Below are 26,539 nucleotides of genomic sequence, written 5' to 3' on the forward strand. Positions count from 1 at the left end.
TTTACCCTACCCGCCTTGCCATGAGGTTCGTTGCCCGAATTAGCGCGTCCGCGATGGCTGGCTCGGTTGCTCCATGGCCGGCTAGGGGCACGATTTGCAGCTCGGATGAAGGCCAGGCTTGATGCAGCTCCCAGGCATTGCCGGCAGGGCAAATGACATCATAGCGGCCATGGACGATGATTCCAGGAATATTTTTTAATTGATGGGCATGATCGAGTATCTGATTGGGTTGAATAAAGTAATGATGTCTGGCGTAGTGAATAAGCAAACGGGCGTGGGCTAGCAGTGTGGTGCGGCCTGATTGGGAAGGTGCCTCGCTGTTGACAAGGCGCATACAACTGGACTCCCAGGCATGTAGGGCCTTAGCCGCCGCCATCTGGGCCAGCTCGTCGGGACCCTTAAGACGGTGGTGGAAGAATTCTATGAGGTTATTTCTCTCCTCGGCGGGAATATCCTCTACCAAGGCCGCCCAAGCATCGGGAAAAATTCGCGGCGCGCCCTCTTGCAGGAACCAGCGGGTGTCTTGCTCCCGGCCCAGGAAGATGCCGCGTAAAATGAGCCCTAAAACCCGGCTTGGATGAGTTTCTCCGTAGAGTAGCCCGAGGGCGGCGCCCCAGGAGCCACCAAAAATAAGCCAGCGCTCAATCTCTAAGTGGTTGCGGATAAATTCCATATCCGCAAGTAGCGCTGTAGTGGTATTTTTCTCCAACTCGCCATGGGGTTGGGATCTGCCGCAACCACGCTGATCGAATAAAATTACCCGATAAATGTCGGGATCAAAAAAGCAGCGGTGATGGGGTTGGCAGCCACTACCTGGCCCTCCGTGGAGAAAGAGGATGGGGAGTCCTCCCGGGTGGCCGCATTCCTCGACATAGAGTTCATGGGGCGGGTCCACCGTTAGGGTATGGCGTACATAAGGCTTGATGTCGGGATAGAGAGTCAGCATCCAATATTTCGCCTACAATTCATATTTGTGGACATAATAATACTATTGTACTCAAATGGGCTCAAAATATGATTTTGCATGAATTTCAGGCTAAATGCCTATTCTCGGATTATGGGATTCCCGTTCCTTCCGGAGGTCCCGCTGGGTCCGTGGAGGAAGCTCGCGCATGGGCGCGGAAGTTAGGGGGTGAGCGCTGGGTAGTCAAAGCCCAAATTCATGCTGGGGGGCGTGGCAAGGCTGGTGGAGTGCGCGTAGTTTCCAGTGCGGAGGAATTATCGGGCTTTTGTTCCCATTTGCTGGGGACCCGTTTAGTGACGGCGCAAACCGATGCCGCAGGGTTGCCGGTGCAAAGCCTCTTGGTGGAACAGCCAGCGGCGATAGCCCGGGAATTTTATCTTGCCGCAACCTTGGACCGCCAGTTGGAGCGGGTGGTCATCATGGCTTCAAGCCGTGGTGGGGTAGACATTGAACAGGTAGCAGCGAAGTATCCCGGCGAGATTCTCCGATTGGCAGTCCATCCCATAGTGGGGTTACAGCCTTATCAGTGTCGGCGGGTGGGCTTTGCTTTTGGATTAACTTCGGAACAGCGTCGGCAACTCGTCCAGATCATGGAGAAAATGTACCGCTTGTTTCTGGAACGAGATGCTAACCTGGTGGAGATGAATCCGTTAGTGGTGACGGAGCAGGGCGATTTGCTTGCTTTGGATGCCAAGGTGGTCCTGGATGATAATGCCGCTTTCCGGCACGCTGCTTGGGAGGCGTTACGCGACCCTACCCAAGAAAATCAGAAAGAAGTTGAAGCCCGGACCCATGGTTTAAGCTACATTGCGCTGGAAGGGGATATTGCCTGTATGGTCAATGGGGCAGGTCTGGCCATGGCGACTATGGACTTGATAAAGCTCCAGAAGGGCGAGCCAGCTAATTTCCTTGATGTGGGGGGTACAGCGACGGCTGAACGGGTGACCGAAGCTTTTAAGTTGATCCTTACCGATACTAAGGTGAAGTCGATTCTGGTCAATATTTTTGGCGGTATCGTTCGCTGTGATCTGATTGCGGAAGGGATTATTCAGGCAATGCAAGAGGTAGAGATTCAGTTACCGGTCGTGGTGCGTTTGGAAGGCACGAATGCCAAACAGGGCCGTACCCTATTACGGGAGAGCGGAATGAAGCTAATTACGGCGGATAATTTGACGGATGCCGCACGCAAAGCAGTCGCTGCGGCGGGGGAGAGGGCATGAGTATCTTGGTTGATAAGCAGACACGGGTCATTTGCCAAGGTTTTACGGGTAAGCAAGGCACTTTCCATTCCCGGCAAGCCTTAGAGTATGGCACGCAGCTGGTGGGCGGCGTAACGCCAGGCAAGGGAGGGCAGACGCATCTAGGGCAGCCTGTATTCAACACGGTAGCGGAGGCGGTAGAGGCGACCGGCGCTAACGCCACCATGATCTATGTTCCCGCAGCTTTTGCCGCCGATGCTATTTTAGAGGCCGCGGATGGGGGAGTCCCCCTTATCGTGTGTATTACCGAGGGGATTCCCGTTCTTGATATGCTCAGGGTTAAAGCCGCTCTGGCAGGTCTCCCATCCTATCTAGTAGGACCTAATTGCCCTGGTATTATTACTCCCGGGGCTTGTAAAATCGGTATTATGCCAGGCGATATTCATCAAGCGGGCCGGATTGGCATCGTTTCCCGCTCAGGCACCCTTACCTATGAGGCAGTCTATCAAACGAGCCGAAAAGGGCTGGGTCAAAGTACCTGTGTGGGGATTGGAGGGGATCCTATCCAAGGTATGAGCTTTGTCGATTGCCTGACTCTTTTTGAGCAAGATCCCCAGACTGAGGGGGTGATTCTAGTGGGTGAAATAGGTGGCAGTGCTGAAGAAGAAGCCGCCGAATATATTCAGCATCATGTTAGCAAACCTGTTGTTGCCTATATCGCGGGGTTGACGGCCCCCAAGGGCAAACGTATGGGACATGCTGGCGCCATTATCAGTGGTGGTAAGGGAACGGCGGAAGGTAAGTTGAAAGCATTATCCGCGGCGGGTGTGTCTATTGCTCATTCACCGGCCGAGATGGGAGAGTGTATGGAACAGGCCATGGGCGATAGGTAAGAGAAATAAAACCAATGTTTGAAATGTTGCTTTGCCGTTGAATTCGCGCTAGAGTTTCCCCTCTCATAGAGGGTTATGAGTCGAGCAGAAACGATAAAATTCCTGATGTTACGGTAAAAAATTACCCCAGAGAAATTATGGGGAAACAGCGATTTATCAGATAGGTAAGATTGAGTAAGGGGCAAAATTGAGACTGGTTATGATAAAACTCCAAATTTTAAAGAGTAGTTAATGAAGAAAATCGAGGCGATTATCAAGCCATTTAAGCTTGACGATGTGCGCGAAGCGCTGTCGGAAATCGGTATTTCAGGAATGACAGCCATTGAGGTCAAGGGATTTGGCCGTCAGAAAGGCCATACAGAACTCTACCGTGGTGCTGAGTATGTGGTGGACTTTCTCCCGAAAATTATGCTAGAGATAGTGGTTGGCGATGAGCAAGTCGATGCCTGCATCGAGGCAATTACTAAGGCAGCGCGATCCGGCCGGATTGGTGACGGTAAAATTTTTGTGACCAACGTTGAACGCGCTACCCGTATCCGTACTGGCGAAGAAGGAATGGATGCCGTTTAGGCGGTGGCGCTTTCCTCAAAAGGTCAATTGGGTTTAAGGGCGGTATTTCGAGAGGAAGGAGAGACTGCTCGCCAGCCGGGAGGCAGCGGCTTCGTGGGGAAGGGTGGCAATTAATTTAGTTATTGTTCCTGCAGCATGCCCTCCTCGACATCAGGGAAAAATAAGGCTAGGGTTTTTATCCTGGCGGGACTTTTCTTCCGCACGGAGGCATGAAATTGTCTTTTTTTCAGGGAAGGCCCGTCCTACAGCCACCTACGGGGAAGGTTGGCGTTATGATTCTTGAGGGCGTTTTACTGCAAATAACCTACAATTCTATTTTACTGCTTTAAGCATCCTCGCCTTGGCAATACCAGGATGTCCTGGAAAGCTAGCTTCCAGCACTCGCAGGGTATCTTCCTTTAGCTCATTTAAGCCAAGAATTTCATATCCCCGTGCCATAATGGTAAGTGCTTCAGGCACCGGGGGAGTGCGCTGGTAATTTTCCACGACATATTTGGCGCGATTGATGGCTCCAATATAGGCACCCCGTCGCATATAATAGTGGGCCACATTAATTTCGTGTTGTGCGAGCCGATTACGCAGGTAGACGATGCGTTGGGCGCTGTCTTCGGCATATTTGCTATCAGGGAAGCGCTGAATCAATGTCTTGAAACTCTTGAGGGCATTCCGGGCGGATTCTGGGTCTCGCTGGGTCTCATCCCGGGGAATATATTTTTCTACGAGCCCAACTCCGCGATGAAAGCTTACCAACCCTTTAAGGTAATGAGCGTAATCCATATGAGAGTTGAGAGGATACAAGCGAATGAAACGGTCTAACGCGGCAAGCGCCGATTCGGGTTCATTGAATTTGTAGTAGGCATAAGCGGACTCTAGGAGTGCTTGCTGGGCATAAGCGCCAAAGGGATAACGGGCTTCGAGCTGCTCATAGAAAGAGATGGCTTTTTGGTAATCGCCGGCATCAAGAGCGGTTTTGGCCTCGGCATAGAAGCGTTCAACAGTCCAATCAGCTTCCGGCTGCTTGGGGGGAGGTTTGTCAAGCCAAGCACATCCTCCAAGCCATAGAACTAGGCACAAGGACAGAAATTTAAGAAACCACATGCTGTTAGATTACCCTAACTGGGGGCAGGAGCAAAGCAGATACTGAGCAAAACCAAAAACTATACTGAGAAATAATATTTTTATGGTTAAATCGAAGATAGTGCGTCTTATTATCACAAATTTTTATACTAGTATAATAGCTTCTGCCATTCTTTTTTCTACTCCTGCCCTGGCAGTAACTTTTGCATTGCCTTCGTTAGGAGAGACAGTAGTGGGGCGCAATCTTGTAGTCCCTGCAAAAGCTTCCGAGACTTTGCTGGACATTGCCCGCCGCTATGATGTTGGTTACAGTGAAATTAAAGCCGCTAACCCTGATGTCGATCTCTGGTTGCCCAAGGAGGGTAGTCTAGTAGTGGTTCCAACGCGGTATGTATTGCCACAAGCGCCCCGTAAAGGCGTAGTCATTAATCTGGCTGAAATGCGGCTGTATTATTTTCCGGAATCCCCAACGGCGCAGCCAAGCACTGTCGTCACCCATCCTATAGGGATTGGGCGAGAGGGTTGGTCTACTCCCTTGGGGCGGACTTCAGTGATTAGCAAGAAAAAGAATCCCACCTGGGTTCCGCCAGAGTCGATTCGGGCAGAGCACGCAGCTGATGGAGATCCGTTACCAAAGATAGTTCCACCTGGTCCCGACAATCCTTTGGGTAAATTTGCCATGCGCCTAGGGATGCCGGGTTATCTAATTCATGGCACTAACCGTCCTTGGGGCGTAGGGATGCGGGTGAGCCATGGCTGCATACGGCTCTATCCGGAAGATATTCTGAGCTTATTTAATCAGGTGAAGGTGGGCACTCCAGTCAATATTGTTTATCAGCCTTTTAAAGCTGGGCTCAAGGACGGCATACTTTATCTTGAAGCCCATGCCCCTCTTCCAGAACTAGAGAATTCGGAACAAGGTGGGTTGACCTCCATGGTAGCGGCTATCGTTGCCGTTACCGAAAAACCGGTTCCTGAAATTAACTGGGAACTGGCTAAGCGTACCACTGCTGATCGCACCGGGATTGCAACGCAAGTAAGTGGAGTAGGCGATGGAAATTCCCTGTCTCGAGCGGATAGGGACGCTGGGAACGAATGGTAAAGTTGAAATCAGTTACAAGGAAATTTTAACTTTTAAAATATCGTCTGGCCCGACTGCTTCGCTATTTTAGCGTAATAGCAGCCAGGTCAGACGATGAGTGCTACATACTTATTTACTCATTGCCTTTTCAAACATACGATCAACTTTTTGTAGGGCTTCCTCGGCTGTTTGTTGGGCTTCCTCGGCTGTTTGTTGAGCATTGTCAGCCTTTATGGAGGCATCTTCCGCCGATTGTGAGGCAGAAGCAGCAGCATTTTGGGCGCTACGAGCAGTGTTTTGCGCTTCTTCGGCCGCATTTTTTACCTCTTGGACTTGGGATTCTAGCTGTTCTACCCGGGAGGTACCCGCGCAGGCACTGAGCAGCACCAAAAAAATCATGACGATACCGGACCTTAGGAGGTTATGAAAGCATTTTTTCATTGTGGACTCCTTAATTATTTCGTAAGAGAAGTTGCTGTAAAGAAGGGCGAATAAACAGAATGATCACTACATTTAAAGAACAGCATGAAAACTAGCAGGAAAAATTCAGAAAGTCCAATAAAAGACTTGCAATTATAGCAGCAACTTACTGTTAATTAGGAATAACCGCCAGCATTATATTTCTATATTTAGAAGATTCTTTTACAAAATCGTGGCCCACCGCCCTCCTGGGGACGAAGGGATTAAGCTGCCTACCGTTTGCGGCGGGCAAAATTCACAAGGTATTATAATATATAATATTTGCAGGGTCCGCCGCATTGTTGGATGTGGCGCTAGCCATTTGATTTTTAAACCGCGTTTTTAGAAAAGGTTCTATTCATGCATCCCCTCCTTAATATTGCTGTGCGTGCTGCGCGCGGCGCTGGTAATCTAATTGTGCGCTCTTTAGACCGAGTTGACCACCTCGAAGTGACGGTAAAGGGACGGAACGATTTCGTCAGCGATGTTGATCGCCTGGCCGAACAGGAAATTATTAGTGTCATCCGCAAAGCGTACCCTAGCCATGGGATTTTGGCTGAAGAAGGCGGTGGGCAAGCGGGGGATGAGACGGTTTGGGTCATCGATCCTTTAGACGGTACGACTAACTTTCTCCATGGGTTTCCCCAGTTTGCCGTATCTATTGCCATAAAACACAAAGACCGCTTGCAGCATGCTGTAATTTACGAGCCTCTACGGCAGGAACTGTTTACTGCCTCCCGGGGAGGCGGTGCCCAATTGAATGATCGACGGATACGAGTCAGCCAACAAAGAGGATTAGAAGGAGCCCTCTTGGGGACGGGGTTCCCCTTTAAAAAGCATCACTATTTAGATCGCTATCTGGCGACCTTTAAGGCCCTATTTCGCGATGCCGCCGATATTCGCCGGCCTGGTTCGGCGGCTTTGGATCTCGCCTATGTAGCGGCAGGACGTTTAGATGGGTTCTGGGAGATGAGCCTTGCCGAGTGGGATATGGCTGCCGGAGCATTGCTTATTCAGGAAGCAGGCGGCATTGTGACTAGTTTTTCTGGGGATCATGATTTCTTCGCTACTGGCAATGTGGTGGCGGGAAACCTTTCGGTGCATAAGGCCATCCTGCAAGCCATTCAGCCTCTGTTGGCGGAGGAATTTACCTCATAATTCTTGCTTAACCCTAGCAGCTGCTTATGGGCTGTGCTTCATCGTGTTTTGAAAGAGTAGCGGTATTACCCTCTGTCATTTCAGGGATTTTATTTTTTTCATCAAGATAAATTCATAGAGTCGGTTTCTATAAATATGGTCGATAAACTACGTAATATCGCTATCATTGCTCATGTGGACCACGGCAAAACCACCTTGGTCGATCAATTGCTTAAGCAGTCTGGCACTTTTGATGAGTGGGAGACTGTGGCTGAACGGGTACTCGATTCCAATGATTTAGAACGGGAACGAGGAATTACTATCCTTGCCAAGAATACTGCCATCGAATGGAACGGTTACCGGATTAATATTGTAGATACCCCTGGTCATGCCGATTTCGGTGGCGAGGTAGAACGGGTGCTGTCCATGGTGGATTCTGTGCTATTACTGGTGGATGCCGTAGAGGGTCCGATGCCCCAGACTCGGTTTGTGACCCAGAAGGCTTTTGCTCTGGGTCTTCGCCCTATTGTGGTGATTAATAAAATTGATCGGCCGGGCAGTCGCCCCAATTGGGTGCTGGATCAAACGTTTGATCTGTTCGACCGCCTTGGCGCAACCGAGGAGCAGCTAGATTTCCCGGTGGTTTATGCTTCTGCGCTTCAAGGCTATGGGGCCTTGTCGCCGGAGGTGCGTACTGGAGATATGACCCCTTTATTTCAGACCATCGTTCAATGCGTCCCCCCCCCGCGGGTAAACCTAGAAGGCCCCTTCCAAATGCAAATCAGCAGTCTGGATTATAGTCCTTACGTAGGGGTGATCGGCATTGGTCGCATTCAGCGGGGTGCGGTTAGTACCAACACCCCCGTGGAGATTTTGGATAGGGAAGGTCAGCGGCGCAGGGGACGGGTGCTGCAAGTCATGGGTTTTAGGGGGTTGGAACGGGTTGAGGTGCCTGAAGCCCAGGCGGGGGATATTATCGCGGTTTCGGGCATCGATAATCTGCGAATCTCTGATACCCTTTGCGACCCTGCCCAGGTTGAGGGGTTGCCGCCTTTAACGGTGGATGAACCTACCGTGAGCATGACCTTTCAGGTAAATAATTCTCCTTTTGTCGGCCGGGATGGAAAATATGTAACCAGCCGACAGTTACGGGAGCGTTTACTCAGAGAGCTGATCCATAATGTTGCCCTGCGCGTTGAGGAAGGTGAAGACCCGGATAAATTCAAGGTCTCGGGACGAGGCGAGCTCCACCTTTCCATCCTTATTGAGAATATGCGGCGGGAAGGGTATGAATTGGGTGTGTCCCGGCCCGAGGTGATCGCCAAGGAAATCGAGGGGGAACTGTGTGAACCTTATGAACAGCTCGTGGTGGATGTGGAGGAGCAGCATCAAGGCGCCGTAATGGAAAAACTGGGTGAGCGCAAAGGAGATCTTGTGGATATGGTGCCCGATGGCAAGGGACGGGTGCGTTTGGAATACTCTATCTTATCCCGCGGCCTCATTGGTTTTCAGACCGAATTTCTGACGGCAACTTCGGGCACCGGTTTAATGCACCATGTTTTCGACCGGTACGGGCCTATTAAAAAAGGCACCATTGCCCATCGCAAGAATGGGGTTTTGGTAGCCAACGGTGTTGGAAAAGCTTTGGGATATGCCTTGTTTAATTTACAAGAGCGGGGGCGGCTCCTCATCGGGCCGGGCACTGAAGTTTATGAGGGCATGATCATCGGTATTCATTCGCGGGAGAACGATCTGGTTGTTAATCCTCTAAAAGCTAAGCAGCTTACCAATATCCGTGCGGCTGGAAGCGATGAGAATATCTTGCTGACTCCCCCCTTACGATTGAGTTTGGAGCAAGCCTTGGAGTTTATCGATGACGACGAATTGGTCGAGGTGACCCCCGAGCATATCCGCTTACGCAAGAAATTTTTGCTGGAACACGAAAGGAAACGGGCCGCGCGGAGCAAAGTGGCGGCAGAAGGGTAGCGAAATGCGGTTATTATTTCTTGGTTTGGTTGCGTTATTAGCCTATTTTTTATTAAGAAAACTATTAAAGAATTATCAATTTAGCCGAAAGAATCAAGTAATAGATACTAGGCGGATGGTTCGTTGCGCTCATTGTGGGATTTTTCTTCCCGAGAGCGAAGCCCTGACAGAGGGCAGTCACAATTTTTGTTGCCGTGAGCACCGTGAATTGGCAAAAAGCGATAAAGGATAAAAGAATCATCGAGATTGATGGCCAGGATATAGCGGAAGGACCTCTTCCTCCTTGGCGGCCGCTTGCCGTTTTTTGTCTCTATCGCTTGTTAATTGTCTCCTTGCTTTTGGTGGCCGTCATTACTGGTGCTGGCCCCGGTTTTCTGGGCGAATCTCACCCTAATCTATTCTTGATTACTAGTCTGGTTTATGCCGCCGCCGCCATTGCCCTAGGTGTTGCCACGATAGCTCGGATGGGCGGATTTTGCTTTCAAGTGTGGTTCCAGTTAACCTTGGATATTGGCGCTATTACGCTTTTGATGCATGCCAGTGGCGGTGTGCTCAGCGGCCTGGGAATGCTGCTGGTGGTAGTGATTGCCGCCGGGGGTATTTTAACGGTGGGGCGGACCGCTAGCGCCTTTGCTGCCCTGGCCACATTGGCGGTGTTGCTTGAACAGTCTCATGCTCTCGTATTCCGTGATTTCGATACCGTTCACTATACTCAGGCGGGTTTATTAGGCGCCACCCTATTTGCCACGGCTCTACTAGCCCAGGTGCTGACAGCGCGGATTCGAGAGAGTGAGGCCCTCGCGGCCCAGCGGAGCTTGGATCTGGCAAATATCAGCCAGCTCAATGGGTACATTATCCAGCACCTACAGTCTGGAGTCCTTGTGATAGATAGGGAGGATACCCTGCGGCTCATTAATCAGGCTGGGCGAGCACTATTAGGGTTGAAGCCGGGAGGAGAAAAAAAATCGTTGGACCGGATAGCCCCATGCCTGGCTAAACAGCTTAATTGCTGGCGAGAAGGACTACGCTCTCATCAGCCTGAAGCTTTCCGGTCACGTTGGGGACAATCCGAGATATTGTCTAAATTCATCAGCCTGGGGCCCCGCTCAGGCACACTGATTTTTTTAGAGGACGCTTCGGCTTCGGCTCGCCAAGCTCAGCAATTGAAGCTAGCTTCCTTAGGACGGCTTACAGCGAGCATTGCCCATGAAATCCGTAATCCTCTGGGCGCCATCAGTCATGCCAGTCAACTTCTAAGAGAATCTTCCACCCTAAGTCAAAGTGAGCAGCGGCTGTTGGAAATTATTCTTAATCACTGCACCGGGGTAAACGGGATCGTTAAGAATGTCTTGCAGTTGAGCCGCCGGCAGCAGCATAGCCGTCTAAAAGTGTTAGCCCTCAAGCCATGGTTGCTGGATTTTCTGGATGAATTTTGCCGTACCCAAGGAATTGACCGGACAGAGGTGGCGCTCCAAATTCGCTCCGGCACAGTTCAAGTTCATATGGACCCTTCTCAGTTTCACCAGATATTGTGGAATCTTTGCGATAACGCTCGGCGTCATTCCCGAAGCTTGGGCCGTATTCCTTGTTTTCAAATTTCAGTAGAGAGCGCAGTGGATATGGGCCAAGTCTTTTTGGAGGTCCTGGATAGGGGATCCGGTATTCCCAACGATATAGCCGATAAAATATTCGAGCCCTTTTTCACAACCCAAGGCACAGGTACCGGGCTAGGTCTTTATTTGGCCCGCGAACTATCGGAATGTAATGGTGCCAGTCTGGAGTATCGTCCAGCGCCTGGCGGAGGAAGCTGTTTTCGGCTTTGCTTTGCCCCCCTGGGCATGATGGGGGCGAATGTGGCATGAAGGGACGCCCCGTGGTCCTTATAGTGGACGATGAGCCGGATATTCTGGAATTACTGGAGCTTACCCTGGCGCCCTTGGGTGTTGTCTGCCAAAAAGCGAGTGATCTTGCCAGGGCCCGTCAGCATCTGCAGCAACAGTCCTTCGATTTCTGTTTGACTGATATGCGTCTTCCGGATGGAGATGGCATCGAGCTGGTTAGGCTGATTAGTCAGTACTGCCCGGAAACGCCAGTGGCGGTGATTACCGCCCATGGCAACGTGGAGACTGCCGTTGCGGCCTTGAAAGCTGGCGCTTTTGATTTTATCTCAAAACCGGTGGATTTACAGGCGCTGCGCAATCTGGTCAAGAGGGCGCTAAAACTTCCTCTTTCCTATCCCAAAATGGAAAGGCGAACCCGCCACCGGTTACTTGGGGAGTCGGCCGCCATGCGGGGAGTGCGCGCCCAAATTGCCAAGCTGGCCCGTAGTCAAGCGCCGGTTTACATTAGTGGCGAATCGGGCACGGGTAAGGAACTAGTTGCTAGGCTTATCCATGAGCAAGGGCCCCGTTCGGCGGGTTCCTTCGTACCTGTCAATTGCGGCGCTATACCCACCGAGCTGATGGAAAGTGAATTTTTTGGTCATAAAAAGGGCAGTTTTAGTGGCGCTGTTGGTGATCAGGAGGGGTTGTTTCACGCCGCGGATGGGGGCACCCTGTTTTTGGATGAAGTGGCCGATTTATCTCTCCCCATGCAGGTCAAGCTTCTGCGGGCTATCCAGGAGAAGAGCGTGCGGCCCATCGGCAGCCAGAAAGAAATTGCCGTTGATGTCCGTATTCTTTGTGCTACCCATAAAGATCTGGCTACCTTGGTGCGACAAGGCAACTTTCGCCAGGATCTTTTCTACCGGCTCAATGTTATTGAATTGGCTGTTCCTTCCTTGAGACAGCGGACAAGTGATATTTTCCAGCTAGCCGGACACATCTTGAACAGGCTCGCCGAGACCCATGGGGATACTCCTTTTAAACTGGCGCCCGATGCTTTGGCAGCGTTGCAAGCTTATCTCTTTCCCGGCAATGTGCGAGAGCTGGAAAATATTTTGGAGCGGGCCGTAACACTATGCGAATCCGAAACCATTGGGGCAAAGGATCTGCGCTTGCCCCAAGTAGAATTGCCTAGTACCTCAGCATTCCTTCCTGCAAATTCTTTAGAAGAGCATTTAGCGGGATTAGAAAAACAGGCTATTCTCCAAGCTCTCGAACAAACCCGCTACAATAAAACCGCTGCTGCTAAAATTCTAGGCATTACCTTCCGCGCCTTACGTTACCGGTTAAAAAAACTGGAGCTAGAATAAGCTAGTTGTTGGGAGCGTTCAGAACCCAAGCGTTTGCCGTTTGGGGCGTTCGGCCTAAAAGGGAAAAAATCCCTAAACAAAACTTGATCCGGCAATAAGCCCCAGGCAGCAGCCATGGGACTTAAATCACTCCCCGAACTTTTGACTTGTTAGTAATCCCCCCCCTGCCTTCCTTCAATTGGCACCACTGTGCCGTGGGTTTTAAACAAGTGGAGATACCACTTGAGAACAACAGCTTAACCTCAAGGCATCAAAATATGAGCGAACTATGTGTAGAGAAGTTTACAGGGGGGGTATTCTTCTAAGCGTTTGAAGGATGGGATATTTAGGGTATTTTTTAGCCGAGGAGGGGAGAAGTGTTACATAGCTGAAACAAGGAAGGGAGAGGGGGAAGGTGTTGGCGGCGTGTTCCCGGGGGATGGGGGCAAGCTATTGTGTGATATGTCAGTGACTTAGCGCCTTTGGCATGAACTTAGCAGAGGGTAGGTCAGACAGGGGATGTCAAGGAGAGCGCCATGGGATACCCGGTAACAAGACGCCTATGAAAATGAGGGCGTGGCCAGGGTCCACAGAGCGCAGGGAGGCGCGCCTACAAGATGATACTGAATGCTAAGGAGCACACATTGATGAAACACACCACAGTCATGATGAGCGCGGTTGTGGCCGCCTCCCTGTTAAGCACCTCCGCCCTGGCCCTGGACCGGGCCAACACCTCCGAGAAAGGCAGCTTATTGGTTTTCCCGAATGTGGATGTGAGCGGGGATAAGAATACCATTATTCGCCTCCAGAATGATTACTCCGACTCGGTGAGCCTGAAGTGCTACTGGAAGAACGGGACCAAGTTTTTCACCGACTTTCAAATTGAGCTGACCAAGTTCCAACCCATCTGGATAAGCGCCCGGGATGGTGAGGGGACCTACAGCGTCCCCCCCTTTCCCACCTCCACCAACCAGGACTACCTGGATAAGATAGGTCTCGGTGGCGGTGAATATGCCACCCCCAGCCGGGTGACGTTGCCCGAGCATGCCCGGACCGCAGGTGAGCTGCAATGCTGGGCGGTGGATGGCGGGGGTGCCAGTGAAATTCGCTGGAACCATCTGGCCGGCTCCGCCACGGTGGTGGACGCCTCCCAAGGGACGGCCTATCAATACAACGCCTGGGGTTTTCGCTGCCTGGTCGGGGGCAATGGGGATGCGTGCGTGGTGGCCGATGCGGGTCAACTGGACCTCAATGGCAACGAATACGAAGCCTGCCCGAAGAAGCTCATCGGCCATTTCAGCCCCGCCGAGACCGCTCTTGGGGGCATGCAGGTGCATCGCAATGAGCTGACCCTGGCCTCCTGTAATCAGGACCTGACCCAGGACCAGCAGTTCCACTTCACCAAGCTGAAGTTTAATGTCTGGAACGAGCAGGAAGCCAAATACACGGGGGCCTATCAGTGCATGGACAGCTGGCATCAGGGGCTGCTCGATGGGGTGCAGAACAATGGCCGTAACTTCACCGCCTCGAGCCTCAAGACCGATGTGGCCCGCTTTAAGGTAAGGGGGATGAAGAGCAGCGTCTGTGAGCGTGCTGATAACCGCAAAACCTTCGCCATTGATGAGAGCATTGTGACCGAAGAGGCCGGGCTGCTCGGGGTCATGGCCACCACCTACGGGTTGGGGGAAAGTGATGGCCTCGCCGAGGCGGGCACTACCCTGCACATGCTCGGTCAGCGTGATGGCTTTATCGCCTACGACCCTCAAGAGGTCATTGAGGAGCGTCCCGCTCGCTAGGGCAAGTGCTCTATTAAAATAAGATCAACACCAACAAAGAACACACCCTTTAGCAAGGGACCCTCCTACCAGGTGGGTCCCTTTTTTTATGATCTTGTTTCCTAAGGCGAATCATGATAGCAGAGACGCACCAAGCGCAACGTTCAATTTATATGTTGTTTTAGCATTAAATTCGAGCTATGCTTTTTCTGGCCTCGCAGGCTAGGGTCGGGAAGGCCCGAGGTAAAGCGTATAGGGCTTGTTTACAGTTACAGGTAAACAGGCGGTAAAAACCGGAGACCAGTAATGTTCTTCACTAGAGGTTAGAGGTTGCCGGGAAACGCGAATTGATTCGCCTGCTGAGGTTTTGTGAAGAACTAAATTAAAATGAGTTGCAACAAAAAAACTCCAAAATAATACTTTAAGGAGTAAAGTTAATGACAATGCGATATGCTGTAATTATGGGGACGGTAGTAGCCGCTTCTTTGTTAAGCACCTCCGCCCTAGCCCTGGATAGGGGCAACACCTCCGAGAAAGGAAGCCTACTGGTTTTCCCGAATGTGGATGTGAGTGGGGATCGGAATACTATCATCCGTATTCAGAATGATTATTCCGATTCGGTCAGCCTCAAGTGCTATTGGAAGAACGGCACCAAGTTCTTCACTGATTTTCAGATTGAACTGACCAAATTTCAACCCATCTGGATCAGCGCTAAGGATGGGAAAGGCACTTACAATGTGCCTCCCTTTCCCACCTTCACCAATCAGGCTTATTTAGACAACATCGGGGTCGGTTACAAGGGCCCCGAAAAAAATAGCATCAATGGCGGCCCCAACCATCGTGGAGTCACGCCAAGCCAGGTGCTGTTGCCGGACAATGCCAAGACGGCAGGTGAACTGCAATGCTGGGCGGTGGATAGCTCGGGCGCCAATGAAATTCGCTGGAATCATCTGGCCGGTTCAGCCACCGTCGTGGACACCTCCCATGGCACCGCTTATGAATATAGTGCCTGGGGGTTCCGTTGCCTGGTCGGGGGTAATGGAGATGAGTGCGTGACTGCCGATGCTGGCAAGCTGGATCTGGATGGGACTGAATACGAAGCCTGCCCGAAGAAGCTCATCGGTCAGTTTAGCCCTGCTGGCGCTTCTGTCGGCGACGTTCAAGTTCGCCATAATGAGCTGACCATTGCCTCCTGTAATCAGGATCTGACCCAGGACCAGCAGTTCCACTTCACCAAGCTGAAATTTAATGTCTGGAACGAGCAGGAAGTGAAGCTTACCGGTGCTTACCAATGCATCGATAGCTGGCATCAGCTGTTGCTTAGCGATGTTCAGAACAATGGCCGTAATTTCAGTGCTTTTGGCACCAATGTGGCCCGCTTCAAAGTGAAAGGCATGAAGAGCAGCGTCTGTGAGCGCCCGGATGCACCAAGAACCGCTTTTGTCGATGAGAGTATCACCACCGAAGATGCGGGGATCGTAGGGGTATTGTCTACTACCTACGGGTTTGGTGGAGGCATCATCATCCCTGTTGAGGATGGGGATAATGGCAATGGCTCAAGCGGCGTAGCTGAGGCGGGTTCTACCCTCCACATGCTAGGCCAACGGACCGGCTTTATTTCCTATGATCCAGCAGAGGAGATTGAGGAGCGTCCTTCTCGCTAAACTTCAGTGTCAAGTAAAATTAAAACTAACTGAAGAATTTAAAATTTGGGAAGGGCAAGGCTTCAGTCTTGCCCTTTTTTTATGGGCATAATGGCCAGTGCGACGATGTGAAGTGAAACGGCGCAGGCCGCTAGGGGGTTGCTCAACATTTATGTTTAGCTTCGAGGTAAAGATCCGGTTTTTTTAGCCGATAGTTTCAGAAAAGAAGCTTATTATTTTACCTGCTCTTTCAGTAACTTATTGAAGGTGAAGCAGGTTTTTTGTTTTATGGAATCAAAGAGTCATCACCTCCGCTTCACTCGAAGATAGGACAGTTCAATGCAGCAACGGTACAATTCTTTCGTTTTGCTTTTTTGCTTATCCTTTATGGGACTGGGGTTTGCCCAAGACCAGGGAGAAGAAGCCGCCCTTAAGGACCGGGCCAGCGTTTTCTGGAAGGCACGAGTTCAGGAAGACTGGGCCACGGTCTATAATTTTTTACCCTCCGAGACGAGAAGTAAAACGGCCAAGGAGCAGTTTGTCGCCTTTCGGCAAAAGAAGGGGCCTTTTCGGTATTTATCCTCCGAGATAGGCAAAGTGGCGGTAGCTGGGGACAAAGGTTGGGTAGAGCTGCACTATACCGCTCAACCTTACAATTATCCAGAAATATCGCCGGATCGGATAGAGATGTGGGAGCCTTGGCAAATTCGGGAGAAGCAATGGTATCCCGTTCCCCCTCAGTTACGGGAGCAGATGCCCAAGCTACCTCCCCATTTGCGGCCTGCGGAAGAAGAGGCTGCCCTTTCCCGGCGGGCGGATGAATTCTGGAAAGCCAAGGAAGCCCAAAATTGGGATCTTATTTACCGTTTTTTAGAGCCGAGCTATCGCGCCGAGGTTTCTAAAGCCGAATTTTTAAGCAAACAATCCCTGTTTGTCTATGTTACCCATCGCTTTGAGTGGGTAGAAGTCAGGGGCAACCAGGGCCGGGTCAACGTAGTGTATTCCCGGAAGTTAAATGATCCCACGTTATACAAATTACAACCCGAGGAGGACAGTATGATTGCAGAATGGGTCAAGGTGGATGGGGTGTGGTACCGGCATGTCGAGCTGCCGAGTGGGGGAGAATCATGAAGCTGTGGCAAGTATTGAGTGGAAGCATGGGTATGGTCATGGCTGCTCTGGTTTTTGCCGAAGAAGGACCATTGCCCTCTTCTCCGGAGTCTCCTCTGCTCAGTTATCAGCTGGCGGTAGAGGGGTTGCCCCCCAGGGCTCCCCTCCCTATCTGGAAAAGTACCCCGGTCATAGTTGATAGCAATGGGGATGGTTTCTTAGACCTAGCCGCTATCTCCCGGGTGGGTGACGGGGCTCAGGTGTGGCTCGGGGATGGAAAGGGCCGGTGGCAAGATTCTTCCCAGGGGCTGGGTCCTGCCGATTCTTGCGGTGGGGGGGTGGCCTTTGGCGATATTAACCGGGATGGCATGCTTGATTTGGCGGTAGCGGATCATTGTGGCGGGGTATTCGTGTATTTGGGGAACGGTAAAGGGGAGTGGACAGCCAGCACCGAAAGACTAAATCCAGCCCTGTCGCACCAGATAAATCTGGAAGAGGAGGGGGAAAATACCCTGACCGGGGCTGAGGATTTAGCCCTGGGGGATGTTAATGAGGATGGTTTTTTAGACTTGGTAGTAGCCGCTTCCGATGAAGGCGGATTTGCAGTGTACCTAGGAGATGGCAGCGGTAAATCCTGGCAAGAAAGTGACGCCGAGGGTCTGCCTACTGTTAAGCACCTAGGACCGGGAGCCGAGGAAAATGGCGGTTGGGCCAACCAGGTGCAGTTACTGGATATAGATGGGGATGGGCATTTAGATGTGGTGGCCAACTATTATTTAGGACCCTGGGTCTGGCGGGGTAATGGCAAAGGGCAGTGGGAGGATTCTTCGGAAGGATTGCCCCGGCCTATGATCGGAGGGCTTTTCCGCGGTCTGGCGGTGGGCGATATCAATGAAGATGGCCGTCTGGATTTGGCGGTGGCTAACAGCATCAATGGCCCCGAGGTTTTTCTGCAAACTCAGAAAGGATCGTGGCAGCGAACCCCCGATGTCATGCCCTCCATGCTCGGCGGAGCGGAAGGCATTGCCCTAGGGGATTTAGACCGGGACGGTCATCTGGATTTAGTGGTAGGGGGGCGTTTGGAAACAAAGGGAACCGGCTACGGGCTGTTTATCCTGCGGGGTGACGGCAAGGGTGGCTGGACCAAGCTTCAAGACACGAGTCTTCCCGCCTCCGGGTTGCCCTTTACCTGGGGTATCACCACGGCCGATGTGAATGGCGATCAGTGGCTGGATTTTGCCGTAGGTACCGGAGGGGCGGTGGATGGCACCAAAGATCCTGTACGGGATGAGAGCGCCTTGCCCCAGTTACAGGTTTGGTTGCACCAAGCCCCCTCGCAAGAAGATCAGGCGAGCCAATAGGGCGGGAAGTTCTAGGACTCAAACCCATCGGCGAAGATGATATCCGGCAAAGTGCCGGTAATAGTGAAATCGGTATCGGAGATATCGAAGAAAATATTATCCGCGCATGCCACCTTGAGGCGGGCCTGGGTGGTGGCTTTATCCGGCACGGTGATCACCGCCTTGCCATTATTGGCGGTGGTGGTAAGGATCTCGGAAAAATTATTGCCGCCGTTGATGGACAGCAGGATATGGACCTGGGCGCAGTTCACCGGTGGGAGATCGGTATTGGTTACTTCCCAAATCACCAGCTTGGAGGTGTTGCTGGCCCAGGTGACCGGACTGTTAGGCTCGGTCACCCTAAAAGGGCCGGCAAGGTCCGTGACCTGCAAGGTAACCTCATCATAATCCACGCCGCCGCCCCCCGCCCGATTGTCCCGGGCCGTGAACCGGAAGGTGAGATCACGGGTCTCGGCGGGTAACTGTTCTCCCACGGTAGATGTATTGTTCAGCAGATCCGAGAGCTGGGGAAAAGTCCGGGAAGGATCGCCGGTAGGGGGAAAGGAACGGAAAAGGGGCTTATTGCCATCTCTCTCTAGATCAAATTCCTCCCAATTATAGGTAAGGGGATCCCCATCGGGATCGATGGCCTCCCCGGTAAGGGTAAAGGGGGTTTCCAGGGGAAGCGTGTAGCTTGGCCCCGCATCCACGTTGATGGGCGCCTGGTTCAAGGTGCTGATGATGGCCGGACAGCTGCTTTGGGTGGTGTAGTCCACGATTTGGTCGAAGCTGTGACCATGAAAATAAGGGTCGGTATGGGGTTGCAGGTTCTGTTCACCACAGATGCCCGCATAGGACATGATGGTGGAACCACTGCCCGGTTCATAGGCGTCATTAGGTTTCCTACGGGTTCCGCAAAAGCCTGCGGTGCCATTAAAGGTGTGGTGAGCGCCAAATTGGTGGCCGATTTCATGGGCCACGAAATCCACATCAAAGGGATCGCCCATGGGATGAGACGATCCGGTGACCCCCTTGGCCTTATCGCCTGCTTGGCAGACCGTGGCGGGTACCGCGGCTCCGCCGCCCCCGGTACTGAACACATGGCCGATATGGTAGTTGTCGTTGCCAATCTCATTATCCAGATTCATTTGATTTTCAGTTAGCATCGTTCTGCCGTTTTCATTGGTGTAGGGATCGGTCTGGGGATCGGTATAAATAATGGCAGGATTATCTTCCACCAGCTGAAACCGCACCGCCACTTCCCGCTCATAGATAAAGTCAACCCGGGTAAGGGTGGTTACGATGGCAGCCATGGCCTGGGCAACCGTGCCTCCTTGGAATTGGGTATACTCGCCGGTGGCGGCGATGGCGATGCGGTAGGTGCGCAGCTCGTTGCCGGAAGATCGTAGGGCCAGGGAGGAGGGGCGAAAGTCCAGGGTGTCCGCGGGGGATTCCGTTTCCTCCACCTGACACGCCCGCTTCTTGGGTTGGGCCGGCTTGAAGTCCCGCTTGAAATAACTGCGGTAAAGTTCCGGCAGGCCATTTTGAGTCGGGGAGTCCGGGTCGATATACACCGTCCCCTCGCTGGAATGGAAAATAGCGTGGAACCCCTTGGGAGTCAGGTCAAACCGGGCCGTGCCCTGGGGATCATCCAGGCTGATGCCCCGGTAGGTTTTAATTTCGGGAAACTTGGCGGCCAGGGCCGGGGCCATGACCGGGGATTCCTCGATGAGAAAACGCTGAAACCCCCCATTCGGCATGGGAATGGAGAGGACAATGTCCGCGCCGGGGCGCTCCTCGAAGGGCGCTTGGCCCAGAGTCCGTTCTAGGGCGGTAATATCGACCCGCAGCAGGCGATAGTAGCTTTCGGGCGCTGCTTGGCCCCGTCGGGCGATAGCAGGGGGGGCGACATCTTCCCAAAGGGAGTCTGGGGAAGAGGCGGCTTGTCCCTCCATTGAAATGGTCATACAGGCCATGAACGCTATCATGGCCTGTGTAAGCCTAATAGGCTTTATTTTTCCAAGCAGTTTCTTCATAAATGTCTTTGTGTGGTCGTGCCGCCTTCTTGCTTATTCTTCAATCTCTTTCGGGTTACCCTTCTCTTCCTGGGAAGAGGTGGGGGGAGCTTGCTGCAGGGGGGGAGGTTTCCGCTCTTCAGTGGATATTCCTGCTGCTTCTCCATCGGGCAAAACCCGAATCTCGGCTATTTTTGGGGGGGAGTCCCGATCCTTGGCCGGGAGGGGTTCTTGGTAAGTGAGAATATAATTCCTTCCCCTCAGGAGTAGTTTTAGGCCCTCGGCTAAGGGAAAATCGTCAAAAGATAGGGGGATTGTCTCGGCAGCCACGGAGTCGGAGACATGAATTTTAATATCCGTTTGCCGCTCTAGTTCTGCTAATACTTCTCCCAGCAACGCTCCCTCTCCCTGGAAACTGACCAAATTATCCTTTACGGATAGCTTGAAGGAGGCGCCGGGAAGATTTTGGGCGGATATTCCCCCGCTTGCAAGTAACACCAGGATTCCGAAAGAACCACAAAGTAAATTTTTTATTTTCATTGGCTTACCATTATTCTGGCGATATTTAAAGGATATCCTGGGGAAGCTTTTTATATACAGCTTCCACAAAAAAAACTGCGGCTTGATGTTGTTAGGATATTCCCCCATTATACTTTCTTTTTTTAGCCGGCATACGGAAATCGAGGCAGTACGCCACCATTATGCTTTCGACTTTAACTAATATTATCGCCCGTCAGGATCTCCTTAAATCCTTGACCCTGAGCGAGTTGCAGTCTTCCACGGCCCAAATGCGGCTCGGCTGGTTATGGTGGCTGCTGGACCCTTTGCTGTTGATGGGGGTATATTGGGGAGTAATGGTGATCATCCTTGGCCGGGGGAATATTCGTTACGAACCCTACTGGATTTTCCTCTTCTGCGGCCTGATCGCCTGGAAGCATTTTGCGGAGAGCGCCGCCAAGGCTACCAATGTGCTCAGCGCCAAGGATCATCTTATTAAGTCGGTACCCTTTCCTACCATTATTTTGCCGATCGCCGTTGTGTTTTCGAGTTTTGGTTTTTTTTTATTCGGCATGGGGGTGCTCCTGGTTTTTGCCCTAGGCGCCGCTTTATCCGGCGCGTTAGTCCAGCATAGCGGTGATCTGCTTCCGCTGCTTCAACTCCCAGGCTTGATGGCGTTGCAGTTGCTCATTGTCACGGGGATTGCCCTGCCCCTGGCGTGCGTAGGGGCCTTGGTCCGGGATCTTTCCCCCTTTATCAACCACTTTCTTAGAATGGCCTATTACCTGTCGCCAGGGCTCTATGGTATCGACCTTATCCAGCGCCTTTTGACAGCCGAGTTCGGTTCCGAGTGGGGTAGTAAGCTATTCAACCTCTACATGCTCAATCCCTTTGCTATCCTGATTAGCGGTTACCGGGACAGTATTTTTTATGGGGAGTTCATGCCGCTTTATTTTTGGCTCATACTTTTTCTGGAAGCCGGGATTTTACTCTTTGTGGGATATCGTATTTATCTTTATTATGACCGCCGTGTCATCAAGTTTCTCTAGTGAGTGAAGAATCTATAAGGCACGCTATGACTGGGGATTATCTTGCTATGACCGAGGAGGCTCGGGAGAAAGCTTCGGCACCGAGCCGACCGCGTCCCGTAAGTCCGCCCTTAATTGAGGTCCGCAACCTCAAACTCTGGTACCAACTGCAACAGCATAAACGCCGCTCGGTTAAAGAGGTTCTACTGTCTCCCCGCAAGGGATCAGCGCAGGTTCATTGGGCGTTGAATGGGGTGAGTTTCCAGTGCCATGAAGGGGAGGCGCTAGGGATCGTGGGCCACAATGGTGCGGGCAAGAGCACCTTGTGTCTGGTTTTGGCGGGCATCTTGACGCCGGATACCGGGACGGTCCAAGTTCGTGGTGAAGTGACGCCGCTGCTAAATTTTGGCGCCGGTTTTAACCGGGAGCTGACTGGTCGGACCAATGCCTATCTCTACGCCTCGTTTCTGGGCATTCCCCACCGGGTGGTGGATCGCCGTCTGGATGATATTATTGCCTTTTCGGAGCTGGGCAATTTTATCGATCAGCCCATGCGCAGTTACTCGGCAGGGATGAAGGCCCGGCTCGGTTTTTCCGTAGCCTCTATTTTGGACCCAAAAATCATGATCTTGGATGAGTCGCTGGCTCCTGGGGATTTGGCTTTTAAAGCCAAAAGCCGGACCCGGATGATGGAAATGATTCAGCACAGCCAACTGCTGATCGTGGTTTCCCATTCTTGCGCCTTGCTGCGGCAAATTTGCACCCATTGCCTATGGTTGGACCATGGCCAGACCCGGCTGTTTGGGGAGGTCCATCAGGTGCTGGATGCTTACGAAGAAGCCATGGGAGGAGAGGAAATCCTTGATCTTGACGAACCATAACCACACAGCAGCTTTATGAATCTGGCCGCTCACGAAATCTTGGTAGATACCTATAACCTTCGGTTGCCCCAGGGCTCTGGGATTAAGACCTATGGGCTTTCCTTGCTCAATGCCTTGAGCCAGTGCCAGGCCCAGGTTTCCTTGCTGACGGATCGGTATATGCCTAAAAGCCGCTACCCGATTCTGGATGAAGTACATCTATTTGATCAGGCCATGGACCACGCTCCTCGCCATCCCCGGCTTTGGCGGGGACTGCGGATGCTCTCCCATGCAGGTCGTACCCTGAGGGCAACGCCGGTGGATATTTCCCGGGTTATTCCCCTGGAAGGCTTGGGCGGGACTTCTATCCATCGCTGTTATAATTCGCCTCAGCTTTATGAGATGGCCAACCAAACCTATCTGCGGTTGGGTAGATTGACTCGGGTCAAATTTCCGCGGCCGCCTGCCCTTTGGCATGCTACTACGCCGCTGCCCATCCGTATTCGGGGTGCCCGGATGGTCACCACTGTTCATGATTTAATTCCCTTGCGCCTGCCTTATACTACGTTGGATAACAAGCAATTTTTCTACCGGCTGGTGCGGGATGCACTGCGGGATTCGGATCTAGTGCTCACCGTTTCCGAATGCTCTAAACGGGATATTCTCGCTTTTTATGATATTCCTGAAGAGCGGGTTGTTGTGACCTATCAGTCCTTGTCCCTGAAGAAGGCCAGCACTCATCAAAGGCAGTCTTTTTCTGTACTAAAGAGTTACGGGCTGACACCGGGCCAATATGTGCTATTCGTGGGAAATATTGAGCCTAAAAAAAATCTGGCGACTTTAATCAAGGCCATGAGCATGCTTCAGCATGATCTCCCTCTGGTAGTGGTAGGCCGAAAAGCTTGGCTCTGGGAAGAGCAACTCCAGATGGCCAAGCGCTACTTTGGCAGTAATGAAGCCAAGCGCCTGCGAATACTGGATTATGTGCCTTCCACCGTTTTAAGCACCCTTTATAGCCATGCTCTCTGCATGGCCTTCCCTTCTCTCTATGAAGGTTTCGGGCTGCCCGCCCTGGAGGCCATGAGCCATGGTTGCCCAGTCATTTCCTCCAATGCGAGCTCATTACCAGAAGTATGTGGCGAGGCTGCTCTTTATATGGACCCCCATGACTCCGATGGGCTTTATGCCCATATCGAATCGCTGTTGGAAGATGTTTGTTTAAGGGCACGTCTGATTGAAGGGGGTTACCGCCGGGTCGAGTATTTCAGCCCGGAACGTTATGCTGAGCGTCTCTCTACGGCCTATAGCCAGATCCTGGCCTGAACTTTCTAGCGAGTAGTAGGCGTTAGAGATGTTACAGCCTCAAGACCGCTTGTATTTCATTCATATTCCCAAAACTGCCGGGACTACCCTGATTCCCCACCTGGATGCCCGCTTTCATGTGGATGAAATCTGTCCGGCGCAACTTTGGCCCCAGCTCTTGTTGCTTCCCCAGGAGACATTGCCCCGCTACCGCCTGTTTCGGGGACATTTTGGGGCCAAGGGACTGGATTGTTTTCTGCCGGAGCCGCCACTACGGATAACCATGCTGCGCCATCCCGTGCCCTTGGCTTTATCCACCTATCAATTTATTTTGCGGGAACCGGGCACCCATCTGCACCGTCTAGTAAAGTCCGGAAAAATGAGTTTTGCTGAGTTTTTACAGCACCCCAAAGCCCGCCTGGCGGTAACTAACAAGCAGGTGAGCAACCTGGGTTTCGAGCTGCGTTACCAACCAGGCAGGGGGCCGGCACTTTCTGCTGCCCGCGGCGCCAAGCAATGGGTGAATAGCCGCAAGGTGGTCTGCCCATCTCCGCAAGAGCGGCTTGAGGGAGCTCTTGCCGTCCTTCAGGAGTGCGTTTTTTTTGGCTTGGTGGAGCGTTTCGATGAGTCCATCGCCCTTTTGTCCTGGACCTTTGGCTGGCCTCCGGCGGGACCCGTGCAAAAATTAATGGTAGCGCCTCCGGCTTCCCGCCGGGGATCTGCCCTTTCTGCCTCCTTGGAGACGCAGATTCGCGCTTATAATCCGCTGGACCTGGCGCTCTATGAGGCGGCGGAAAAGCGATTTGAGGAGCGGCTAGCTGCCATGAGAGAGGATTTGCAGCAATACGCAAGGGCGGGGGAGACGATGCCGGACTCCTTAATTGCTGATCCCCAGTTGCTCTATAAGTTACTGAAACGCCATTACCGATGTCACCAGCCAAAGCAAGTCCGCCCGGCGGGCGCTTGTATTCGGATGACCTTTGCCGAGCCCTTGCCGGGAAGTGGCTGGCATCGCCGGGAGGAGGCACCCTCCGAGGGAATATTCTATCGTTGGACCGGCCCCGGCAGGGTGTCTACCCTGGCTTTCCCCTTGGGCGTTGCGGAAGATCTCGTAATAACTTTCCTGGTGCTAGATGCGGCTTCCCGGACGATACTGGAAAGTCTGCAATTAACTGTCAACGGCCAGCCGGTGGCGCTTCGTTCCTTCGGTCGCGGTTCCCACTTCCCTCGGTATTATCAGACTTTTGTGCCTCAGGATATTTTCTCCTCCAGAACTAGGCATATCCGGCTGGCCTTCCGGGTAGCCAAGACGGCGCATAGGGAACGCTTTTACTGGGACCCCCGCGCAGTGGGCGTCGCTATTGGCGGGGTGGAGCTCGCCCCCGCCCGGGAAGCCCCGCTGGAAGAAGTGCTTATGGCCCGGTTAAAGAAGCTCCGCCGCCCTATTTCATGGCGGCTCTGGCTGCTGCAAACCCCTTGGTTTGGCCCTCGGCTGAGAAAGTTGTATCTTTATCTGCGCGCTGTCTATTTTTCATAGCTATGGTTGCTTCTTCTGTGGACTTTTCCCAGCCCTTTATTTATATCGCCGCTTTGCGGCGAACCGGTTCAACCATGCTGAGCGAGGCGCTCACGGCTTTACCTTGCTCGTTTATTTTTCGAGAACCCCATTTTGGCAGTAATAATTTTTCCCTAAAGCCGGGGGATGCTGACAGACTGAGGCCCTGGGGGGTTGAGCTGGAGCAACTGCGAGAGCAGTGGCTAGAGACCAGGGATGAGCGTCCTATTCTCGCTGCCCTGCAAGAAGAGTTGCTGTCCAAGCTCTCTCCACTAATTCAGCAATGGGGGGTCAAGGAAATCAGGCACAGAAACTGGCGGCGCTATTATCAGCAGTTTCCCGAGATGAAGGTCATTCTTACGGGCCGGGACCCGCGGGATATTTATATTTCCCTTTTTTACCGCCAAAAAGCGGGTTATGGGCGATGGCGAGGACCCTATAATCCAGAATTAGTGGCGGCGGATTTAAATGTTGAGTTTCAAAGACAATTAGAAATGGCGGCGGCGATAGACTGCCTACCTGTCCGCTATGAGGATTTATGCCAGGATTCTCAAACCTTCGAAAAAATCAAACGCTTTGTGAAGAGCCCCTTGCCGGGGACAGGGGATATTGGCGGGTTTCTGAGCAAGGGTAAGCCAGGAAAAAGAATTGAGTATCAACTTCATGGCAAGCGTATTACCGCGCAGCGTGTCCGCCGCTGGCAGGCGGAAACCAATGCTGCCCTGGTGGGAGAAGCGGAACAGGTTTTTGAACTGATGGCGGACTATTGCCATTATTGGGGGTATCGAAAAACCCCTTAAATTAGAACCGATGGAACGAAAATAAGGTAGGGCGGGAAAGCGTGAGCACATCCCGCCCTACCTTATCGAATCCCA

The 26,539-nt window shown here is 52.3% G+C and carries 23 protein-coding genes; 18 read left to right on the forward strand and 5 right to left on the reverse strand.

The window, feature by feature from the left end; genetic code table 11:
* Position 1: 1 nt before the first annotated feature.
* Positions 2-946 carry a prolyl aminopeptidase gene (pip, locus tag NOC_RS03920; protein ID WP_002812799.1) on the reverse strand — a complete coding sequence of 315 codons (945 nt, stop codon included), beginning with the start codon at positions 944-946 and terminating at the stop codon, positions 2-4.
* Positions 947-1,014: 68 nt separating this feature from the next.
* On the opposite strand from pip, the gene sucC reads away from it, so the two are divergent.
* From sucC to NOC_RS03935, 3 genes are all read left to right on the forward strand, one after another.
* Positions 1,015-2,184, forward strand: a complete 1,170-nt coding sequence (sucC, locus tag NOC_RS03925; protein WP_002813127.1) for an ADP-forming succinate--CoA ligase subunit beta — start codon at positions 1,015-1,017, stop codon at positions 2,182-2,184.
* Positions 2,181-3,056, forward strand: a complete 876-nt coding sequence (gene sucD / locus NOC_RS03930) for a succinate--CoA ligase subunit alpha (protein WP_011330463.1) — start codon at positions 2,181-2,183, stop codon at positions 3,054-3,056. Before sucC ends, sucD begins: the two co-directional genes overlap by 4 nt.
* Positions 3,057-3,287: 231 nt before the next feature.
* On the forward strand, positions 3,288-3,626 hold the full coding sequence (locus NOC_RS03935) for a P-II family nitrogen regulator (protein ID WP_002813013.1): 339 nt from the start codon (positions 3,288-3,290) through the stop codon (positions 3,624-3,626).
* Between the two features lie 312 nt (positions 3,627-3,938).
* Here the strand turns inward: NOC_RS03935 and NOC_RS03940 are convergent, their stop codons facing one another.
* A complete protein-coding gene (locus NOC_RS03940; RefSeq protein WP_002813129.1) occupies positions 3,939-4,724 on the reverse strand; it encodes an outer membrane protein assembly factor BamD in 786 nt (261 codons plus the stop codon).
* A gap of 211 nt (positions 4,725-4,935) precedes the next feature.
* Here NOC_RS03940 and NOC_RS03945 point away from each other — a divergent pair, with 211 nt between their 5' ends.
* Positions 4,936-5,805 carry a L,D-transpeptidase family protein gene (locus NOC_RS03945; protein ID WP_370992012.1) on the forward strand — a complete coding sequence of 290 codons (870 nt, stop codon included), beginning with the start codon at positions 4,936-4,938 and terminating at the stop codon, positions 5,803-5,805.
* A 108-nt stretch (positions 5,806-5,913) separates the two neighbouring features.
* Here the strand turns inward: NOC_RS03945 and NOC_RS03950 are convergent, their stop codons facing one another.
* Entirely contained in the window at positions 5,914-6,225 is a 312-nt protein-coding gene (locus NOC_RS03950) for an Lpp/OprI family alanine-zipper lipoprotein (protein ID WP_011330464.1), read from the reverse strand.
* A 378-nt stretch (positions 6,226-6,603) separates the two neighbouring features.
* On the opposite strand from NOC_RS03950, the gene suhB reads away from it, so the two are divergent.
* The 9 genes from suhB to NOC_RS03995 all read left to right on the forward strand — a co-directional run bounded on the left by suhB (position 6,604) and on the right by NOC_RS03995 (position 18,427).
* Positions 6,604-7,401 (forward strand): inositol-1-monophosphatase, encoded by a 798-nt coding sequence (gene suhB / locus NOC_RS03955; protein WP_002813897.1) that lies wholly within the window; start codon positions 6,604-6,606, stop codon positions 7,399-7,401.
* A 135-nt stretch (positions 7,402-7,536) separates the two neighbouring features.
* Entirely contained in the window at positions 7,537-9,366 is a 1,830-nt protein-coding gene (typA, locus tag NOC_RS03960) for a translational GTPase TypA (RefSeq protein WP_002813024.1), read from the forward strand.
* Between the two features lie 4 nt (positions 9,367-9,370).
* Positions 9,371-9,598: a PP0621 family protein gene (locus NOC_RS18330; RefSeq protein WP_002813794.1), complete on the forward strand. Its 228-nt coding sequence runs from the start codon at positions 9,371-9,373 to the stop codon at positions 9,596-9,598.
* Positions 9,570-11,228, forward strand: a complete 1,659-nt coding sequence (locus NOC_RS03970) for a sensor histidine kinase (RefSeq protein WP_002814143.1) — start codon at positions 9,570-9,572, stop codon at positions 11,226-11,228. Before NOC_RS18330 ends, NOC_RS03970 begins: the two co-directional genes overlap by 29 nt.
* Positions 11,225-12,559 carry a sigma-54-dependent transcriptional regulator gene (locus tag NOC_RS03975; RefSeq protein WP_002812187.1) on the forward strand — a complete coding sequence of 445 codons (1,335 nt, stop codon included), beginning with the start codon at positions 11,225-11,227 and terminating at the stop codon, positions 12,557-12,559. Before NOC_RS03970 ends, NOC_RS03975 begins: the two co-directional genes overlap by 4 nt.
* Before the next feature lie 626 nt (positions 12,560-13,185).
* Positions 13,186-14,334, forward strand: a complete 1,149-nt coding sequence (locus NOC_RS03980) for a hypothetical protein (RefSeq protein WP_036497973.1) — start codon at positions 13,186-13,188, stop codon at positions 14,332-14,334.
* A 416-nt stretch (positions 14,335-14,750) separates the two neighbouring features.
* On the forward strand, positions 14,751-15,977 hold the full coding sequence (locus tag NOC_RS03985) for a hypothetical protein (RefSeq protein WP_011330466.1): 1,227 nt from the start codon (positions 14,751-14,753) through the stop codon (positions 15,975-15,977).
* A gap of 318 nt (positions 15,978-16,295) precedes the next feature.
* Entirely contained in the window at positions 16,296-17,087 is a 792-nt protein-coding gene (locus NOC_RS03990; RefSeq protein ID WP_002813369.1) for a hypothetical protein, read from the forward strand.
* Positions 17,084-18,427, forward strand: coding sequence for an FG-GAP repeat domain-containing protein (locus NOC_RS03995; RefSeq protein ID WP_002813621.1), 1,344 nt, complete (start codon positions 17,084-17,086; stop codon positions 18,425-18,427). The genes NOC_RS03990 and NOC_RS03995 overlap by 4 nt, the downstream gene beginning before the upstream one ends.
* Before the next feature lie 11 nt (positions 18,428-18,438).
* Here NOC_RS03995 and NOC_RS04000 read toward each other — a convergent pair whose 3' ends face one another.
* Complete coding sequence (locus tag NOC_RS04000; RefSeq protein WP_244860041.1) at positions 18,439-20,373, reverse strand: reprolysin-like metallopeptidase; 1,935 nt, start codon at positions 20,371-20,373, stop codon at positions 18,439-18,441.
* Between the two features lie 102 nt (positions 20,374-20,475).
* The gene (locus NOC_RS04005) at positions 20,476-20,961 is read right to left on the reverse strand and encodes a hypothetical protein (RefSeq protein ID WP_231561531.1); all 486 of its coding nucleotides are present in this window, start codon (positions 20,959-20,961) and stop codon (positions 20,476-20,478) included.
* A 161-nt stretch (positions 20,962-21,122) separates the two neighbouring features.
* On the opposite strand from NOC_RS04005, the gene NOC_RS04010 reads away from it, so the two are divergent.
* The 5 genes from NOC_RS04010 to NOC_RS04030 are packed head-to-tail and all read left to right on the forward strand — an operon-like array spanning position 21,123 to position 26,464.
* On the forward strand, positions 21,123-21,968 hold the full coding sequence (locus tag NOC_RS04010) for an ABC transporter permease (protein ID WP_002813138.1): 846 nt from the start codon (positions 21,123-21,125) through the stop codon (positions 21,966-21,968).
* A 26-nt stretch (positions 21,969-21,994) separates the two neighbouring features.
* Positions 21,995-22,828, forward strand: a complete 834-nt coding sequence (locus NOC_RS04015) for an ABC transporter ATP-binding protein (protein WP_002812222.1) — start codon at positions 21,995-21,997, stop codon at positions 22,826-22,828.
* Positions 22,829-22,843: 15 nt separating this feature from the next.
* The gene (locus tag NOC_RS04020) at positions 22,844-24,130 is read left to right on the forward strand and encodes a glycosyltransferase family 4 protein (protein ID WP_002813632.1); all 1,287 of its coding nucleotides are present in this window, start codon (positions 22,844-22,846) and stop codon (positions 24,128-24,130) included.
* A 28-nt stretch (positions 24,131-24,158) separates the two neighbouring features.
* Positions 24,159-25,646 carry a hypothetical protein gene (locus tag NOC_RS04025; protein ID WP_002813841.1) on the forward strand — a complete coding sequence of 496 codons (1,488 nt, stop codon included), beginning with the start codon at positions 24,159-24,161 and terminating at the stop codon, positions 25,644-25,646.
* Between the two features lie 17 nt (positions 25,647-25,663).
* On the forward strand, positions 25,664-26,464 hold the full coding sequence (locus tag NOC_RS04030; protein ID WP_244860043.1) for a sulfotransferase: 801 nt from the start codon (positions 25,664-25,666) through the stop codon (positions 26,462-26,464).
* Positions 26,465-26,539: the final 75 nt, after the last annotated feature.

Source organism: Nitrosococcus oceani ATCC 19707 (assembly GCF_000012805.1).
GTDB classification, from domain to species: domain Bacteria; phylum Pseudomonadota; class Gammaproteobacteria; order Nitrosococcales; family Nitrosococcaceae; genus Nitrosococcus; species Nitrosococcus oceani.